Annotated in this window: 14 protein-coding genes; 12 read left to right on the plus strand and 2 right to left on the minus strand. The window is 66.6% G+C overall.

The genetic code is table 11. The features are described 5' to 3' along the window. The first annotated feature begins 76 nt into the window (after positions 1 to 76). The 3 genes from AC3IRM_RS01945 to AC3IRM_RS01955 all read left to right on the plus strand — a co-directional run bounded on the left by AC3IRM_RS01945 (position 77) and on the right by AC3IRM_RS01955 (position 3,051). Entirely contained in the window at positions 77 to 1,126 is a 1,050-nt protein-coding gene (locus AC3IRM_RS01945; protein WP_489204640.1) for an NAD(P)-dependent alcohol dehydrogenase, read from the plus strand. A 352-nt stretch (positions 1,127 to 1,478) separates the two neighbouring features. Then, positions 1,479 to 2,435: a DMT family transporter gene (locus AC3IRM_RS01950; RefSeq protein WP_489205802.1), complete on the plus strand. Its 957-nt coding sequence runs from the start codon at positions 1,479 to 1,481 to the stop codon at positions 2,433 to 2,435. Between the two features lie 79 nt (positions 2,436 to 2,514). Further along, positions 2,515 to 3,051, plus strand: a complete 537-nt coding sequence (locus AC3IRM_RS01955; protein ID WP_489204641.1) for a DUF1453 domain-containing protein — start codon at positions 2,515 to 2,517, stop codon at positions 3,049 to 3,051. A gap of 93 nt (positions 3,052 to 3,144) precedes the next feature. On the opposite strand, the gene AC3IRM_RS01960 is transcribed toward AC3IRM_RS01955, so the two are convergent. Continuing rightward, a complete protein-coding gene (locus AC3IRM_RS01960; RefSeq protein WP_232137421.1) occupies positions 3,145 to 3,777 on the minus strand; it encodes an OmpW/AlkL family protein in 633 nt (210 codons plus the stop codon). Positions 3,778 to 4,214: 437 nt separating this feature from the next. Between AC3IRM_RS01960 and aceF the strand changes: the two genes are divergently transcribed. From aceF to lpdA, 3 genes are read left to right on the plus strand one after another with little or no spacing between them, the layout of a single operon-like run. Next, complete coding sequence (gene aceF / locus AC3IRM_RS01965) at positions 4,215 to 5,942, plus strand: dihydrolipoyllysine-residue acetyltransferase (RefSeq protein WP_489204642.1); 1,728 nt, start codon at positions 4,215 to 4,217, stop codon at positions 5,940 to 5,942. Between the two features lie 8 nt (positions 5,943 to 5,950). Beyond that, positions 5,951 to 7,570, plus strand: a complete 1,620-nt coding sequence (locus AC3IRM_RS01970; RefSeq protein ID WP_489204643.1) for a GNAT family N-acetyltransferase — start codon at positions 5,951 to 5,953, stop codon at positions 7,568 to 7,570. Further along, positions 7,570 to 9,390, plus strand: coding sequence for a dihydrolipoyl dehydrogenase (lpdA, locus tag AC3IRM_RS01975; RefSeq protein ID WP_489204644.1), 1,821 nt, complete (start codon positions 7,570 to 7,572; stop codon positions 9,388 to 9,390). The genes AC3IRM_RS01970 and lpdA overlap by 1 nt, the downstream gene beginning before the upstream one ends. Before the next feature lie 101 nt (positions 9,391 to 9,491). Here the strand turns inward: lpdA and AC3IRM_RS01980 are convergent, their stop codons facing one another. Beyond that, positions 9,492 to 10,406, minus strand: coding sequence for a hypothetical protein (locus AC3IRM_RS01980; RefSeq protein ID WP_489204645.1), 915 nt, complete (start codon positions 10,404 to 10,406; stop codon positions 9,492 to 9,494). A gap of 447 nt (positions 10,407 to 10,853) precedes the next feature. Here AC3IRM_RS01980 and AC3IRM_RS01985 point away from each other — a divergent pair, with 447 nt between their 5' ends. The 6 genes from AC3IRM_RS01985 (at position 10,854) to atpA (ending at position 15,157) form a co-directional block, all read left to right on the plus strand. After that, positions 10,854 to 11,231: an ATP synthase subunit I gene (locus AC3IRM_RS01985; RefSeq protein WP_310155935.1), complete on the plus strand. Its 378-nt coding sequence runs from the start codon at positions 10,854 to 10,856 to the stop codon at positions 11,229 to 11,231. Positions 11,232 to 11,259: 28 nt separating this feature from the next. Next, entirely contained in the window at positions 11,260 to 12,057 is a 798-nt protein-coding gene (gene atpB, locus AC3IRM_RS01990) for a F0F1 ATP synthase subunit A (RefSeq protein ID WP_489204646.1), read from the plus strand. 79 nt (positions 12,058 to 12,136) lie between these two features. Continuing rightward, entirely contained in the window at positions 12,137 to 12,427 is a 291-nt protein-coding gene (atpE, locus tag AC3IRM_RS01995) for a F0F1 ATP synthase subunit C (protein ID WP_159681455.1), read from the plus strand. Positions 12,428 to 12,535: 108 nt separating this feature from the next. Continuing rightward, positions 12,536 to 13,006 carry a F0F1 ATP synthase subunit B gene (locus AC3IRM_RS02000; protein WP_310155929.1) on the plus strand — a complete coding sequence of 157 codons (471 nt, stop codon included), beginning with the start codon at positions 12,536 to 12,538 and terminating at the stop codon, positions 13,004 to 13,006. 5 nt (positions 13,007 to 13,011) lie between these two features. After that, on the plus strand, positions 13,012 to 13,539 hold the full coding sequence (locus tag AC3IRM_RS02005) for a F0F1 ATP synthase subunit delta (protein WP_489204647.1): 528 nt from the start codon (positions 13,012 to 13,014) through the stop codon (positions 13,537 to 13,539). A 52-nt stretch (positions 13,540 to 13,591) separates the two neighbouring features. Next, entirely contained in the window at positions 13,592 to 15,157 is a 1,566-nt protein-coding gene (gene atpA / locus AC3IRM_RS02010) for a F0F1 ATP synthase subunit alpha (RefSeq protein WP_489204648.1), read from the plus strand. The last annotated feature ends 78 nt before the right edge of the window (positions 15,158 to 15,235 follow it).

Raw genomic sequence — 15,235 nt, forward strand, 5'->3', positions numbered from 1 at the left:
CGCCACTGCGGTGTCAGCGACGTGCCAAGGAGCGCAAGATGGCCAATCCCCCAACCGCCATGAAGAGGGCGCCGCCATGCTCGATACCCCCGCCTATGCTGCCGCCGACGCCAGTTCGCCGCTGGCGCCGACCACGATCCAGCGCCGCGCGCCGCGCGCCCACGAGGTCCTGATCGATATCGCATTCTGTGGCGTCTGCCATACCGACCTGCACCAGGTCCGCGACGAGTGGGGCGGCTCGATCTTTCCGATGGTCCCGGGCCACGAGATCGTCGGCCATGTCGCCGAAGTCGGCAGCGAGGTCACGAAGTTCAAGATCGGCGACACCGTCGGCGTCGGCTGTTTCGTCGACTCCTGCCGGTCCTGCGCGCAATGCCAGTCGGGCGAGGAGCAGTTCTGCGAGCAGGGCATGACCAGCACCTACAACGCGATGGAACGCGACGGCAGCGCGCCGACCTACGGCGGCTATTCCACCCGCATCACCGTCGACCAGGACTACGTGCTGCGCGTGCCGGAATCTCTGCCGCTCGACGCCGCGGCGCCGCTGCTGTGCGCCGGCATCACCACCTACTCACCGTTGCGCCATTTCGGCGTCAAGGCCGGCGACGCGATTGCGGTGGTCGGCCTCGGCGGTCTCGGCCACATGGCGGTGAAGTTCGCCGTCGCGATGGGTGCACGCGTGACGGTGCTCAGCACGTCCGAATCCAAGCGCGACGATGCACTGAAGCTCGGCGCGCACGATTTCGCCGCGACGCTTGACGAGGCGACGTTCAAGACGCTGGCCAAGACCTTCGACTTCATCGTCGACAGCGTGTCCGCGCCGCACGACTACAACGCCTACCTGTCGCTGCTGAAGGTCGACGGCACGATGATCCTGCTCGGCGTGCCCGACCAGCCCGCGCCGGTCGCCGCAGGCTCCTTGATCATGCAGCGCCGCCGCCTGACCGGCTCGCTGATCGGCGGCATCCGAGAGACCCAGGAGATGCTCGACTTCTGCGCCGAACACGGCATCGTCTCCGACATCGAGCGCATCGGCATCGCCGACATCAACACCGCCTACGAGCGCATGCTCAAGGGCGATGTGCGCTACCGCTTCGTCATCGATACGGCGACGTTGAAGGGCTGAGTGCTCTGCACCTTCCCCCGCGAGCGGGGGATGAGAGTGGTCCGCTTGCGCGGCACCGCCGCGTGGATCGATCGAATGCCCGGCGTGCTTCGCCGGGCCGGGCAGGCCGGGATGGGGGCGAACCGTGCGTGCCGGAGCAATACACCGGGCGCGATCTCACCGACGAACTCGCACGAGCGGAGGCAGTGCCGGACTCGGACCGCTTGCCCCACCCAACCCTCCCCCGCGGTGCGGGGGAGGGTTGGGTGGGCTGCTTGCGGAGACGCAATGCGGATCGGTGATTGGCTGGATGATATAGAGAGTTCAGCACGTCCCGACGCAGCCCACCTCGCCCGCCCATGCGAGGATGCGCATCCGCACCACCGCCTCACCCATCGTCATGTCCGCTTCTTCCGCCCCCACCGATGCCCGCGCCGCCGCGATGTGGATGTTGTTCGCCGTGCTCGCATTCGCGGGCATGGACGCGGGCATGAAGTGGATCGCCAAAGACTACTCCGCGTTCCAGGTCGCCACCTTCCGCAGCCTGACCACGCTGCCGCTGATCGTCGGCTGGCTGCTGCTGCGCGGGCGCGCGGGCACGCTGCTGCGCATCCACTGGCCGTTGCATCTGCTGCGCGGGATTCTCGGCGTCGGCATGATCGCGGGCTTCGTCTATGGCCTGGCGCGGATGCCGCTGTCGACGGCCTACGCGATCGTCTTCGTGTCGCCGCTGATGGTCACCGCGCTGGCCGTGCCGCTGCTCGGCGAGAAGGTCGGGCCACGGCGCTGGACCGCGATCGCGCTCGGCGTCGTCGGCGTGCTGGTCGTGCTGCGACCGACCGGCGAAGGCATGGCGACGCTGGCGGGTCTGGCGGTCGTCGGCGGTGCGCTGTGCTACGCGATCGCGTCGATCACCGTGCGCAAGCTCGCCCAGCGCGACAGTCCCGAAGCGCTGGTGTTCTGGTTCCTGGTGTTGATGGCGGTGTTCGCCGGTGCGCTGGCATGGCCGGATTGGCAGCCGCTGCAACGTGAACACGGGTGGGTGCTCGCGCTGATCGGCGTGACCGGCGCGCTGGGCCAGGTGGGCCTGACGCATGCGTTCCGGCTCGGTGAGGCCAGCCAGGTCGCGCCGCTGGAATACACCGCGCTGCTGTGGGTCGTGCTGCTGGACCTGTTCGTCTGGCAGGTGTTGCCCGACGGCATGACGTGGCTGGGCGCCGGCATCATCGTCGCCAGCGGCCTCTACATGTTCCGTCGTGAAAAGGTGCTGTCGGAAGCTGGCACGGTGGACGCGGAGATCAAGCGTCTCGACGGGACCCCGCCGCCGTAAGCGCGTCCCCTTTCATCGTGGTCGCGCGCTGGATCGCCGATCATGCCGTCCTCGATACGCCGGAATCTGCGAGACCTCGATGCCTCTTCTGCTGCTCGCTGTGGTCCTGCTCGCCATCTTCGCGCTGCTGCTTCTGCTGTGGCCGCTGGCGCTGTGGAACCGCTATCGCGTCGGCACGTCGCGCCGGCGCCCACCACGCTGGCTGACCCGGCTCAACGCCTGGCTGATTCCGGCGTCGGCGCTGGTGTTCCTCGGCGGCATGGGTATCGCTCAACTGTTCGTCGCGCACGCGTTTCCGTATGCCGCGCTCGGCGTGCTGACCGGACTGGCGCTGGGTGGGATGGGCTGGGCTCTCACGCGCGTCGAGCACCGCCCGGGCCAGGTCTGGTACACGCCGAACCGCTGGCTGGTCCTGGCGCTGACACTGGTCGTTGTTGCGCGGGTATTCGCCGGTATCTGGCAGGCCTGGGAGCGCATGCGCGGCGATACCGCGGCGCTGGCCGCGTGGGGACCACTGGGCGAGCCGGCCGGTCTGTTCGCGGTCGCCGGGCTTGTTGTGGGTTACCACGCGATGTATGCAGTGCTGCTGCAATGGCGGCTGGGCCGCTGGCTGTAACCGGCTTCGCGTTCGAATCCGGAACCCCGAAACCAGCCCAAAAAAAGACCCGCCGAAGCGGGTCTTCCCTGGTGCACGACTCTGGGAGAGAGGTCAGAAACGTGCGCCGATACCGACACCCACGGTCCACGGGTCGAGCTTGAGCTCCTGACCGGTGGAGACGCCCGCCTGGTTCACGTCAGCGCGGCTGCGCAGGTAACGCGCATCGGCACGGGCGAACCAGGTGGGGGTGATGTTCATGTCGACGCCAACGGTACCGATCGCGCCCTTCGGCGTGGACAGGCTGACGTGCTCGCCGCCCGGGTTGAGGTCTTCGCCACTGATGTTGGAGTGGTGATAACCCAGACCCACGAACGGACGGAAGGTGTTGTCCGCTTGGCCGAAGTGGTACTGGCCGCTCAGCGCGATCGGCTGCTGCTCGACGGTGCCGACCTTTCCGGCATCGTTGCGGACGCGGTGGTCGAACTTGTCGAGCGCGCCCCACAGTTCGGCGCTGATGTTGTCGGTGAAGTTGTACGAGACCGACGCGGTCGGTGCCGGGCCGCCATCGACTTCGACGCCGTCGTTGGCACTGCGGTTGGTCGGCTCGAGCAGGGTGGCGCCGCCGACGACCGAGAAGCGCTTGCCGGACGCGGTGTCACCGGCGTCCTGGGCGAATGCGACCGACGAAACAGCGAAGCTGGCCAGAGTGGCGAGAGCAAGAACGCGCTTGTTGGACTTCAGCATGGGGTGTGCTCCTTCTTGAAGGCCGGACCGTGTCGCGGGGCCGGCGTTGCAACGTGTCGCGGCGTGCGGGGGCAGCGCTGCGACCTTCCTCTGCGGGAAGGCGGCGCCATGCTCGCAATCGGAACCTGAATAGACGATTTCCGCTTTCTGAAGCGTGCACAACGCTTCACGATGCCTTCGGAAACCTGCGCGGGCAGTTCATCGGAAAGCCGCTTTCGATGCGGCTGGCGCCCAGCTGCGGAGTCGGAAAATCGATGTACGACACACGAACATCGCGAACGTGACGCAGCGTTCTGTCATCGGCGTCTGGCGCACACAGGGGTCCGAGGTGGGCCGTACATGCATCGCATTCCATGCGCGTCCGTACGCGATGCAACAGTTGGCGTGAACCCTGCTGGGCCGCACAATAGCCGGTCACGAGATGCCCGGAGGGCCGCATGGCCGACCTGAAAGAAGCACGCGTTCCCGACATTGGCGGGTTTGACGATGTCCCGGTGATCGAGGTGCTGGTCGCCGTCGGCGATACGGTGTCGGTCGACCAGGGGCTGGTCACGCTCGAATCGGACAAGGCCACGATGGAAGTGCCGGCGCCGTTCGCGGGCGTGATCAAGGAACTGAAGGTCAAGGTCGGCGACACCCTGTCGGAAGGCGGCGTGGTCGCGATCATCGAAGCCGACGGCGGCGACGCTCAGGCCGAGGCACCGGCGAAAGCCGAAGCGCCAGCGAAGACCGAAGCCCCGAAGGCCGAAAAGCCTGCCGCCGAGAAAGCCGCGCCGGCTGCGAAGGCCGAGGCGCCGAAGGCACAGTCCGGCGGTGGCGGCGCCCAGGAATCGAAGGTCCCCGACATCGGCGGTTACGACGACGTGCCGGTGATCGAAGTGCTGGTCGCGGTCGGCGACACGGTCGAGAAGGATCAGGGGCTGATCACGCTGGAATCGGACAAGGCCACAATGGAAGTGCCGGCCTCGGTCGCCGGTGTCATCAAGGAACTCAAGGTCAAGGTCGGCGACACGCTGTCGGAAGGCGCCGTGGTCGCGATCATCGAAGCCGCGGGCGATGCACCTGCCGCGGCGTCCGAGCCGGCGGCGGCGCCGGCCAAGGGCACCGACGACAACGCGGTCGAACCCGTCGCGGCGCAGGCCAAGCCCGACAAGATCGCCGAAGCCTCGATCGAGCATCGCGTGCCGGGCGGCGGCAACCCGCCGGTGCGCTTCGATGCCGATGCGATCCTCCCCGACAAGGTGCCCTACGCGAGTCCAGCGGTGCGTCTGTTCGCACGCGAGCTCGGCGTGGATCTGACCCAGCTCAAGGGCAGCGCCAAGGGCGGCCGCATCATCCGCGAGGACGTGCAGTCCTTCGTCAAGAATGCCTTGCAGGGCGGTGGTGCGAAGACTGCCTCCGGCGCGCCGGCATCGGCGGGCGGCGGTCTCAACCTGCTGCCGTGGCCGAAGGTCGATTTCGCCAAGTTCGGCGAGGTCGAGGTCCAGGAACTGGGCCGCATCCAGAAGATCTCGGCGGCGAACCTCGCACGCAACTGGGCGATGATCCCGCACGTCACGCAGCACGACGATGCTGACATCACGGATCTCGAAGCGCTGCGCGTGCAGCTCAACAAGGAAAACGAGAAGGCCGGCGTCAAGCTGACCATGCTCGCGTTCCTGATCAAGGCCTCGGTCGCGGTGCTCAAGCAGTATCCGCGCTTCAACAGCTCGCTCGACGCGACCGGCGAGAACCTCACGCTCAAGAAGTACTTCCACATCGGCTTCGCCGCCGACACGCCCAACGGTCTCGTCGTCCCGGTGATCCGCGACGCCGACAAGAAGGGCGTCATGGAAATCTCGCAGGAGATGTCCGCACTGGCGAAGAAGGCGCGCGACGGCAAGCTCGGCCCGGCCGACATGCAGGGCGGCTGCTTCTCGATCAGCTCGCTCGGCGGCATCGGCGGCACCAGCTTCACCCCGATCGTCAATGCACCCGAAGTCGCGATCCTCGGCGTGTCCAAGTCGGCCATGAAGCCGGTCTGGGACGGCAAGGCCTTCCAGCCGCGCCTGACCCTGCCCCTGTCGCTGTCCTACGACCACCGTGTGATCGATGGCGCAGCCGCGGCGCGCTTCACCGCGACGCTGGCGCAGCTGCTCGGCGACATGCGTCGCGTGCTGCTGTAAGCGTGCCGGTGACCAGCGATACCACGCGGGAAAAGGCGCGGCTGACCGTCCGTCATGCGACGGTCGCCGACATCCCGGCGATCGTCGCGCTGTCGGACACGGTCTACGGCGAGGAAGGCGGCTACACGGCCGAGATGCTCACCGGGCAGGTCGCCCAGTTTCCGCAGGGCGTGTTCGTCGCCTGCTACGAGGATGTGGCGGTCGGTTACTGCGCCACGTTCCGGATCGACGAGGCGAGCGCGATGGCGCCGCACCGCTGGACCGAGATCTCGGGCGGGGGCTATGGCGCGCGCCATCTGACCACCGGTGACTGGCTCTACGGTATGGAAGTCTGCGTGGATCCCGCGTATCGCGGGCTGCGCATCGGTCGCCGTCTGTACGAGCTGCGCAAGCGCCTATGCCAGGAACTCGGCCTCAAGGGCATCGTGTTCGGCGGGCGCCTGCCGGGCTTCTCGCGCCGCGCCAAGGCCTACGGCAACGACGCCCACGCCTACGTCGCCGACGTGCGCGCGGGCCGGATTCGCGATCGCGCGCTGAGCTTCCAGCTCAGCAACGGGTTCGAGTTCATCGGCCTGTTGCGCAATTACCAGCCGGCCGATCGCGAATCGCGCGGTTACGCGGCGCACCTGGTCTGGCGCAATCCGAAGATCGACCCGAACGTGCGCACGACCGGCACCGCGCGCCAGCTCCCCGATTCGGTGCGCGTGGCGACGGTGCAGTACCAGCAACGCCGCGTGGCCTCGTTCGAAGAGTTCGCCACCCAGGTCGAGTACTTCGTCGACATCGCGGCCGATTACCGTGCCGATTTCGTCGTCTTCCCCGAGCTCTTCACGCTGCAGTTGCTGTCGGTCGAGAACAAGCCGCTGTCGCCGCAGGATTCGCTGTTGGCGCTGACCGGCTACACCGAGCGCTTCGCCGCGCTGCTCAGCGAACTCGCGGTGCGCCACAACATCAACATCATCGGCGGCTCGCATCCCACGCGGACCAGCGACGGCCCCGACGCGAACGTGCGCAACATCTGCTACGTCGCCCTGCGCGACGGCTCGCTGCACACCCGCGACAAGCTGCATCCCACGCCCAACGAGCGCACCTGGTGGGGCATCGGCGGCGGCGACAGTGCGCGGGCGATCATGACCGACTGCGGGCCGATCGGCGTCATGATCTGCTACGACAGCGAGTTCCCGGAACTCGGCCGGCACCTGGTCGACCAGGGCGCGATGATCCTGTTCGTGCCGTTCTGTACCGATACCCGCGAAGGCTATCTGCGCGTGCGCTACTGCTCGCAGGCGCGCGCTGTGGAAAACCAGTGTTACGTGGTGCTGTCGGGCAACGTCGGCAACCTGCCCGGCGTCAACAACTTCGACATCCAATACGCGCAGAGCTGCATCCTGACGCCCTGCGATTTCCCGTTCGCGCGTGACGGCATCGCCGCCGACACCACGCCGAACGTCGAGCAGGTCGCGTTCGCCGATCTGCGTCTCAACGATCTCGTCGTCGCCCGCAACGACGGCACCGTGCAGAACCTCAACGACCGCCGCCACGATCTGTATTCGCTGACCTGGGCCCGTCGCCCGGCGTCGCGCATCGCGGCGCCGGACCCCACGCAGCAGACTCCGGAGAACCCGTGATGGCCCAGACCCTCGAAGTGAAAGTCCCCGACATCGGCGGCTATGACGACGTGCCGGTGATCGAGGTGCTGGTTGCGGTTGGCGACACCGTCGCCAAGGACCAGAGCCTGGTCACGCTGGAATCGGACAAGGCGACGATGGAAGTGCCGGCCTCGAGTGCGGGTGTCATCAAGGAACTGAAGGTCAAGGTCGGCGACACGCTGTCGGAAGGCAGCGTGGTTGCGGTGATCGAGGCCGAGGGCGATGCGCCTGCCGCCGACACGAAGGCCGCTGCGCCCGAGAAGACAGAAGCGGCACCTCCGAAGAAGAGCGAATCGCCCGGTAGCCATCCGCCGGTCGCGCGCTCGCACGCTGCGCCGGCCGAGCCGGATGCGGTCAAGGCCGCGCCGTCGTCGGGCCGCACTGCCGATGTCGAATGCCGCGTCGTCGTGCTCGGCTCAGGCCCGGGCGGCTACACAGCCGCGTTCCGCGCCGCCGATCTCGGCCTCGATACCGTGCTGATCGAGCGTTACGAAACGCTCGGCGGCGTCTGCCTCAACGTCGGCTGCATTCCGTCGAAGGCGCTGTTGCACGCGGCCGAGGTCATCGACCAGGCCAAGCACGCCAGCGACTATGGCGTTGATTTCGGTACGCCGACGATCGCCCTCGACAAGCTGCGTGGTTACAAGGAAAAAGTCGTCGGCCAGCTGACCAAGGGCCTGACCGGCATGGCCAAGCAGCGCAAGGTGCGCGTGGTCACCGGCGAAGGCCTGTTCGTGTCGCCGAACGAGATCGAAGTCACCGGCGCCGACGGCAAGACCCAGCTCGTGCGTTTCGAGCAATGCATCATCGCCGCCGGCTCGCAGGCGCTGAAGCTGCCTGGCTTCCCGTGGGACGACCCGCGCGTCATGGATTCGACCGACGCGCTGGAACTCGCGGAAACGCCGAAGAAGCTGCTCGTCGTCGGCGGCGGCATCATCGGGCTCGAGATGGCGACGGTCTATCACGCGCTCGGTTCCGAAGTGACGGTCGTCGAACTCGCCGACCAGCTGATGCCTGGCGCCGACAAGGATCTGGTGAAGCCGCTTGCCGATCGCCTGAAGAAGCAGGGCGTGTCGGCCCATCTCAAGACCAAGGTCGTCGAAGCGAAGGCCGCGAAGAACGGCATCGATGTCGTGTTCGAAGGCGAGAGCATTCCGGAGACGAAGACTTTCGACCGCGTGCTGGTGGCGGTGGGCCGCACGCCCAACGGCGGCAAGATCGCAGCCGACAAGGCCGGTGTGCGTGTTTCGGACCGCGGCTTCATCTCCGTCGATGCGCAGATGCGGACCAACGTCCCGCACATCTTCGCGATCGGCGATCTCGTCGGTCAGCCGATGCTCGCCCACAAGGCGACGCATGAGGGCAAGCTCGCGGCCGAAGTCGCGGCCGGCGAGAAGAAGGAATGGGTGGCGCGGGTGATTCCGTCGGTCGCCTATACCGATCCGGAAATCGCGTGGGTCGGCATCACCGAGACCGAAGCCAAGGCCAAGGGCCTGAAGGTCGGCGTGGGCAAGTTCCCGTGGGCGGCCAGCGGTCGCGCGATCGGCATCGGTCGCACCGAGGGGTTCACCAAGCTGATCTTCGACGAGGCCACGCACCGCATCGTCGGCGCCGGCATCGTCGGCGTGCATGCGGGTGACCTGATCGCCGAAGCGGGTCTGGCGATCGAGATGGGCGCCGAAGTCGCCGATATCGGCCACACCATCCATCCCCATCCCACGCTCAGCGAATCGGTGGCGATGGCGGCGGAAGTGTTCGACGGCACGATCACCGACCTGTACATCCCGAAGAAGAAGTAAAGGCGCCGGACGTCGCATCCGTGCCAAAGAAAAAGCCCCGGCATGCCGGGGCTTTTCTGTGTCCACGCGCCTGGTACCGGGCGCGTGGATGCGTGCCGCGATCAGAAGCGGAACGTCACGCCGGCCATCGGGCCGTGGACATTCAGATCGCCGGTGATTTCGCCGGAGTACGGGAACGGACCCGCATCGACACCCGACGGCGCGCGCGCGGTGCCGCGGTACTGGTCCTTGAGCTTCAGGCGGAACCAGTCGTAGCCGACGTGGATGCCGACGCGCTCGCTGACCATGTACTCGACCAGCAGGCCGCCGCGCTCGAAATGACCTTCCTCGTCGAGGATGTTGCCCCAGGTCGTATCCAGGTACTGCGCCTCCAGGCCCACGGTCCAGCGCTCGGCCGGCGTCCAGGTCAGGCGGGTGTGCAGGCCCGGCGACACGCCATCGCGCTCCCAGCCGATGCTCTCGAATTCCGGATCCAGCAGGTCGGTGCCGGTGGTGCTGCCGTTGGCGGTGGCTTCGAGCTTGGCATAGGTCACGCCCAGGCCCAGCCCCCACTCGAAGCTGTCGTTCTTGACCACGGCGTACTCGTAATTGAGGTTCGCCAGGCGGAACGACAGGCGGCCGTCGATGCGCGCCGACGGGATCTCGATGGCTTCGCCGCCCGGGATGATCGTGCCGGTGTCGAGGACATTGCCGCCGTACTCCCAGGTCTCGTCACGGCGGTAGTCGTAGAAGTTGCCGATCAGCGCCTGGCGCTCGCTGATGCGGAAGCCGATCGCGCCGCGGGGGCGCCATTCGCGGCCGGTGTCGAAGCTTTCGTCGAAGCCGAAGGTGGCGTCGTCGGTGCCGTCGGTCACGACGCCATTACCGGAAAAGCCGAGTTCGGCTTCCGGGTTGAACGCGCTCAGACGCAGCACGAAGCGGTCGTCACGGCTCTGCGCCTGCGCGGCAGTGGCGAACGTGGCGAGGATGGCGGTTGAAAGCAGGGCGAGTGCGAGGCGTGAAACGGGTCGTGACATCGGGAAGTCTTCCTGGGGGAGGCGGGCGATGTTCGTTAACCCGCAGTCATTCCGACGTGAAGCCTTCACGGGACCGGTGCTGCTTCCCGTCGATACGGCGCCCGAAAAGGCCGGTGCGCGCCAGGCCGCGCTGCGAAAAAAAAGAGCCCCGGCGGCGGGCCGGGGCTCGGGGTGGCGATCTGCAGACGGGACCGACGAGGAAGGACGGCAGATCGGACACATTGGGTACGACTGGCGCGGCGCAGCGAAGTTCCAGGGTTTGATGAAAAAAGGCCGACAAAATTGTGAATGCGGGAGTCTCCAGGTGTCCTGCGGTCGCCCCCCGGGCCGCATGACGAAACAGGACCTCCGCCGGTTGTGGGGGAAATGGGCCCGCTGCTATACTTTTGCGGCTCGACGGGGCCGATTCATGCGCCCCGTGTCCTCCAGACAGTGGAATCCTTTGAAGTGTTGACGTCCGTCGCAGTGGGTCGGCGGCTGGCACAGCGCGCAATTGCCTGGCAGGCGGTTGCAGTCGCGGTGACAGCGCTCGCCTTCCTCGCAAAGGGAGCCGACTGGGCGCTGGCGGCGGGTCTCGGCGGTGCGGCGATCGCACTCGGAGGCTGGCTGTCGAGCGTCATCGCGCTGGGGGGTGGGGTCAATCCGTCGACAGGCGCGCTTGCGCGGCTGCTGGCAGGGGTGGCGTTGAAGTGGGTCGTGGTGGTGGCGGTTCTGCTGCTGGGCGTGGGGAAGGCGGGTTTGTCGCCGGTTCCGATGCTCGCCGGGGTCATCGTCGCGCTCTTCGCGCAGTTGCTCGCAATGTCCCGGCCTCTGGCCAGGCACTGAACCAATCACAGGCAGGGTTTTCGATCTTATGGCAGCTGATGCGGAACTGACCCCAACCAGCTACATCCAGCACCACCTGCAGAACCTGACCGCGTCGACCGGCGAAGGCGGCTTCTGGACGCTGCACGTGGACACGCTGATCACCGCGCTGCTGATGGGCGGCCTGATGGTGTTCGCGTTCTGGATGGCGACCCGCAAGGCCACTGCCGGCGTGCCGGGCAAGTGGCAGGCGTTCGTCGAGATCTGTCTCGAATTCGTCGACAAGCAGGCCCGCGACACCTACCACGGCTCCAGCAAGCTCGTGACGCCGATCGCGATCACGCTGTTCTTCTGGATCCTGCTGATGAATCTGCTGAAGATGATTCCGGCGGACTTCATCGCCAAGCCGCTCGAACTGATGGGCGTGGCGTACTGGAAGCCGGTGCCGACCGCGGACGTCAATGCGACGCTCGGCCTGTCGATCAGCGTGTTCTTCCTGACGGTCTTCTTCGCCCTGCGTGCCAAGGGCCTGGGTGGAATGACCAAGGAATTCCTGTTCGCGCCGTTCGGCAAGTGGATGGTGCCGTTCAACCTGATCCTCAACATCGTCGAGTGGCTGAGCAAGCCGATTTCGCTGGCGATGCGACTGTTCGGCAACATGTTCGGCGGCGAGATCGTGTTCCTGCTGATCTGGGTCCTCGGCGGCGCGAGCCTGCTGGGCGTGCTCGGCGGCGGCGTACTCGGTCTCGGCTGGATGCTGTTCCACCTGCTGGTCATTCCGTTGCAGGCCTTCATTTTCATGATGCTCTCGATCGTCTACCTCAGCCTGGCCGAGGACGACCACTGATCGGCAGCATCACGCGACACCGGTTTCGTTCCACCCCATCCGTCTCACCCTTACCAAGCAATCCGCTCCGGAGAAAACAATGGAAATCGCACTGACCTCGTTCGCCCAGATCCAGGCTTCGACCGTTCTGGCCATCGGCATCATGATCGGCCTGGCTGCACTGGGTGCGGGTCTGGGCCTGGCCATCATGGCCGGCAAGTTCCTCGAGTCGGCCGCGCGCCAGCCGGAGCTGATCCCGGTGCTGCAGGTCCGCATGTTCATCACCGCCGGCCTGATCGACGCCGCGTTCATCATCTCGGTCGCCGTCGGCCTGCTGTTCGCGTTCGCTTCGCCGTTCATCGGCCCGGTCGCTGCGCAGCTCGCGGGCTGATCCAGCTGACGCTTCCAGTGCGGTGCATGCTTCGCGCATGACCGCACCGGTGGATGACAGGGGGCGCGCGTGCGCGCCCATCCCTTCACGACAGGCAGTCACAAGCCCATGAATATCGGTCTGACCCTAATTGCCCAGGCACTGGCGTTCGCCGGTCTGATCTGGATCATCGCGACCAAGATCTGGCCGCCGCTGCTGGCTGCTATCGAAGAGCGCCAGAAGAAGATCGCCGAAGGTCTGGCCGCGGCCGACAACAGCCAGCGTGCGCTGGCACAGGCGCAGGAAACCGCCAACGAGGAACTCAAGGCCGCGCGTGCGAAGGCCAACGAGATCATCGAGCAGGCGCACCAGCGCGGTCTCCAGATCGTCGAGGCCGCCAAGGCCGAAGCGGTCACCGAGGGCCTGCGCCAGAAGGCGATCTTCGACGCCGAACTGCAGGCCTCGGCCACCCGTGCACGCGAAGAGCTGCGTCGTCAGGTATCGAGCCTGGCGGTGACCGGCGCCGAGCGTCTGCTCAAGCGTGAGATCGACGCCAACGCCCACAAGGCGCTGCTCGACGAACTCGCCGCGGAGATCTGAGTCCGATGAGCCAGGCCATGACGATCGCCCGTCCTTATGCCCGCGCCGCGTTCGCGATCGCGCGTGACGACGGCCAGTTCGCGCCGTGGTCGGACGCGCTCGCGTTCTCGGCCCGCGTCGCTGCCGATCCGCAGGCGGCCGCGCTGCTCGGCCATCCTGCGTTGTCGCACGACGATGCCGTCGCGCTGCTCGCACCGGAGGGCGTCGACGAGAAGTTCGCCGATTTCCTCGCGTTGCTGGCGACCAACGGCCGCCTCGCACAGTTGCCGGAGATCGCCGGCCAGTACGAGGAATTGCGTGCCGAGGCCGAGCACATCGTGCTGGCCACGGTGACATCGGCAGCCGAACTGCCGGACGCAGAAGTGGAGCAGATCCGCGCCGCGCTCAAGCGTCGTTTCGGTCGCGAGGTCCAGGTCGAAACGGCCGTGGACGCATCGCTGATCGGCGGCGCGGTGATCTCGGCCGGTGATGTGGTGATCGACGGCTCGCTCAAGGGCAAGCTGGCGCGCCTGCAGTCCGCTCTGACGCACTGACACGATTTTCAATTGCAACGTCGGCGGCAACGCCGGCTCAAGGGAACCCCCGATGGCTACCACGCAACTCAATCCTTCCGAAATCAGCGAGCTGATCAAGTCCCGCATCGAGAAGGTCAAGCTGAGCGCCGAATCGCGCAACGAAGGCACCGTGACCTCGGTCGCGGACGGCATCGTGCGTCTGCACGGCCTGGCCGACGTGATGCAGGGCGAAATGATCGAACTGCCGCTCGCGGCGGACGGTTCCGCCACATACGCACTCGCCCTTAACCTCGAGCGCGACTCGGTCGGCGCCGTGGTGCTGGGTGACTACGAGCACCTGCGCGAAGGCGATGTGGCCAAGACCACCGGCCGCATCCTCGAAGTGCCGGTCGGTCCGGAAATGCTGGGCCGCGTGGTCAACGCGCTCGGCGAGCCGATCGACGGCAAAGGTCCGATCGACGCCAAGCTCAGCGCGCCGGTCGAGCGCGTCGCGCCCGGCGTGATCTGGCGCAAGTCGGTCGACCAGCCGGTGCAGACCGGCTACAAGTCGGTCGACTCGATGATCCCGATCGGCCGCGGCCAGCGCGAGCTGCTCATCGGCGACCGCCAGACCGGCAAGACCGCGATGGCGATCGACGCCGTGATCAACCAGAAGACCACCGGCATCAAGTGCGTCTACGTGGCGATCGGCCAGAAGGCCTCGACCGTCGCCAACATCGTGCGCAAGCTCGAAGAGAACGGCGCGATGGCCCACACCGTGGTCGTCGCCGCGACCGCGTCCGAATCGGCGGCGATGCAGTACATCAGCGCCTACTCGGGCTGCACGATGGGCGAGTACTTCATGGACCGCGGCGAAGACGCGCTGATCGTGTACGACGATCTGTCCAAGCAGGCCGTCGCCTACCGCCAGATCTCGCTGCTGCTCAAGCGTCCGCCGGGCCGTGAAGCCTATCCGGGCGACGTGTTCTATCTGCACTCCCGTCTGCTCGAGCGCGCCGCACGCGTGTCCGAGGAGTACGTCGAGAAGTTCACCAACGGCGCCGTGACTGGCAAGACCGGCTCGCTGACCGCGCTGCCGATCATCGAAACGCAGGCCGGCGACGTGTCCGCGTTCGTGCCGACCAACGTGATCTCGATCACCGACGGCCAGATCTTCCTGGAAACCGACCTCTTCAACGCCGGCATCCGCCCGGCCGTGAACGCCGGCATCTCGGTCTCGCGCGTCGGTGGCGCTGCGCAGACCAAGATCATCAAGAAGCTTTCGGGCGGCATCCGCATCTCGCTCGCCCAGTACCGTGAGCTGGCCGCGTTCGCGCAGTTCGCCTCGGATCTCGACGAAGCCACCCGCAAGCAGCTCGAGCGCGGTCAGCGCGTCACCGAGCTGATGAAGCAGAAGCAGTACAAGCCGATGTCGATCGCGCACCAGGCGCTGACGATCTATGCCGTCAACGAGGGTTACCTCGACGACGTGCCGGTCGCCAAGCTGCTCGCGTTCGAAGAAGGCCTGCACGCGCACTTCGACAACACCGCGGGCGAGCTGGTCGGCAAGATCAATCAGACCGGCGGCTGGAACGACGAGATCGAAGGCGCCTTCAAGCAGGGCATCTCCGACTTCAAGACCACCGGCAGCTGGTAAAGCGATCGCGGCGGACGTTTGTCCGTCCGATGCGGTGAGCACAGGTAAGCCAAGGCGGGTTTCACCCGCCCCAAGCAG

The sequence above is a fragment of the Luteimonas sp. KH_071 genome, assembly GCF_057838005.1.

What these genes read in the sequence shown, in the direction of transcription:
- AC3IRM_RS01955 (WP_489204641.1), top strand. Translation starts at nt 2,515, where the DNA reads ATGCCTCTTCTGCTGCTCGCTGTGGTCCTGCTCGCCATCTTCGCGCTG.
- AC3IRM_RS01945 (WP_489204640.1), top strand. Translation starts at nt 77, where the DNA reads ATGCTCGATACCCCCGCCTATGCTGCCGCCGACGCCAGTTCGCCGCTG.
- atpB (WP_489204646.1), top strand. Translation starts at nt 11,260, where the DNA reads ATGGCAGCTGATGCGGAACTGACCCCAACCAGCTACATCCAGCACCAC.
- atpE (WP_159681455.1), top strand. Translation starts at nt 12,137, where the DNA reads ATGGAAATCGCACTGACCTCGTTCGCCCAGATCCAGGCTTCGACCGTT.
- AC3IRM_RS02005 (WP_489204647.1), top strand. Translation starts at nt 13,012, where the DNA reads ATGAGCCAGGCCATGACGATCGCCCGTCCTTATGCCCGCGCCGCGTTC.
- aceF (WP_489204642.1), top strand. Translation starts at nt 4,215, where the DNA reads ATGGCCGACCTGAAAGAAGCACGCGTTCCCGACATTGGCGGGTTTGAC.
- lpdA (WP_489204644.1), top strand. Translation starts at nt 7,570, where the DNA reads ATGGCCCAGACCCTCGAAGTGAAAGTCCCCGACATCGGCGGCTATGAC.
- atpA (WP_489204648.1), top strand. Translation starts at nt 13,592, where the DNA reads ATGGCTACCACGCAACTCAATCCTTCCGAAATCAGCGAGCTGATCAAG.
- AC3IRM_RS02000 (WP_310155929.1), top strand. Translation starts at nt 12,536, where the DNA reads ATGAATATCGGTCTGACCCTAATTGCCCAGGCACTGGCGTTCGCCGGT.
- AC3IRM_RS01980 (WP_489204645.1), bottom strand. Translation starts at nt 10,406, where the DNA reads ATGTCACGACCCGTTTCACGCCTCGCACTCGCCCTGCTTTCAACCGCC.
- AC3IRM_RS01960 (WP_232137421.1), bottom strand. Translation starts at nt 3,777, where the DNA reads ATGCTGAAGTCCAACAAGCGCGTTCTTGCTCTCGCCACTCTGGCCAGC.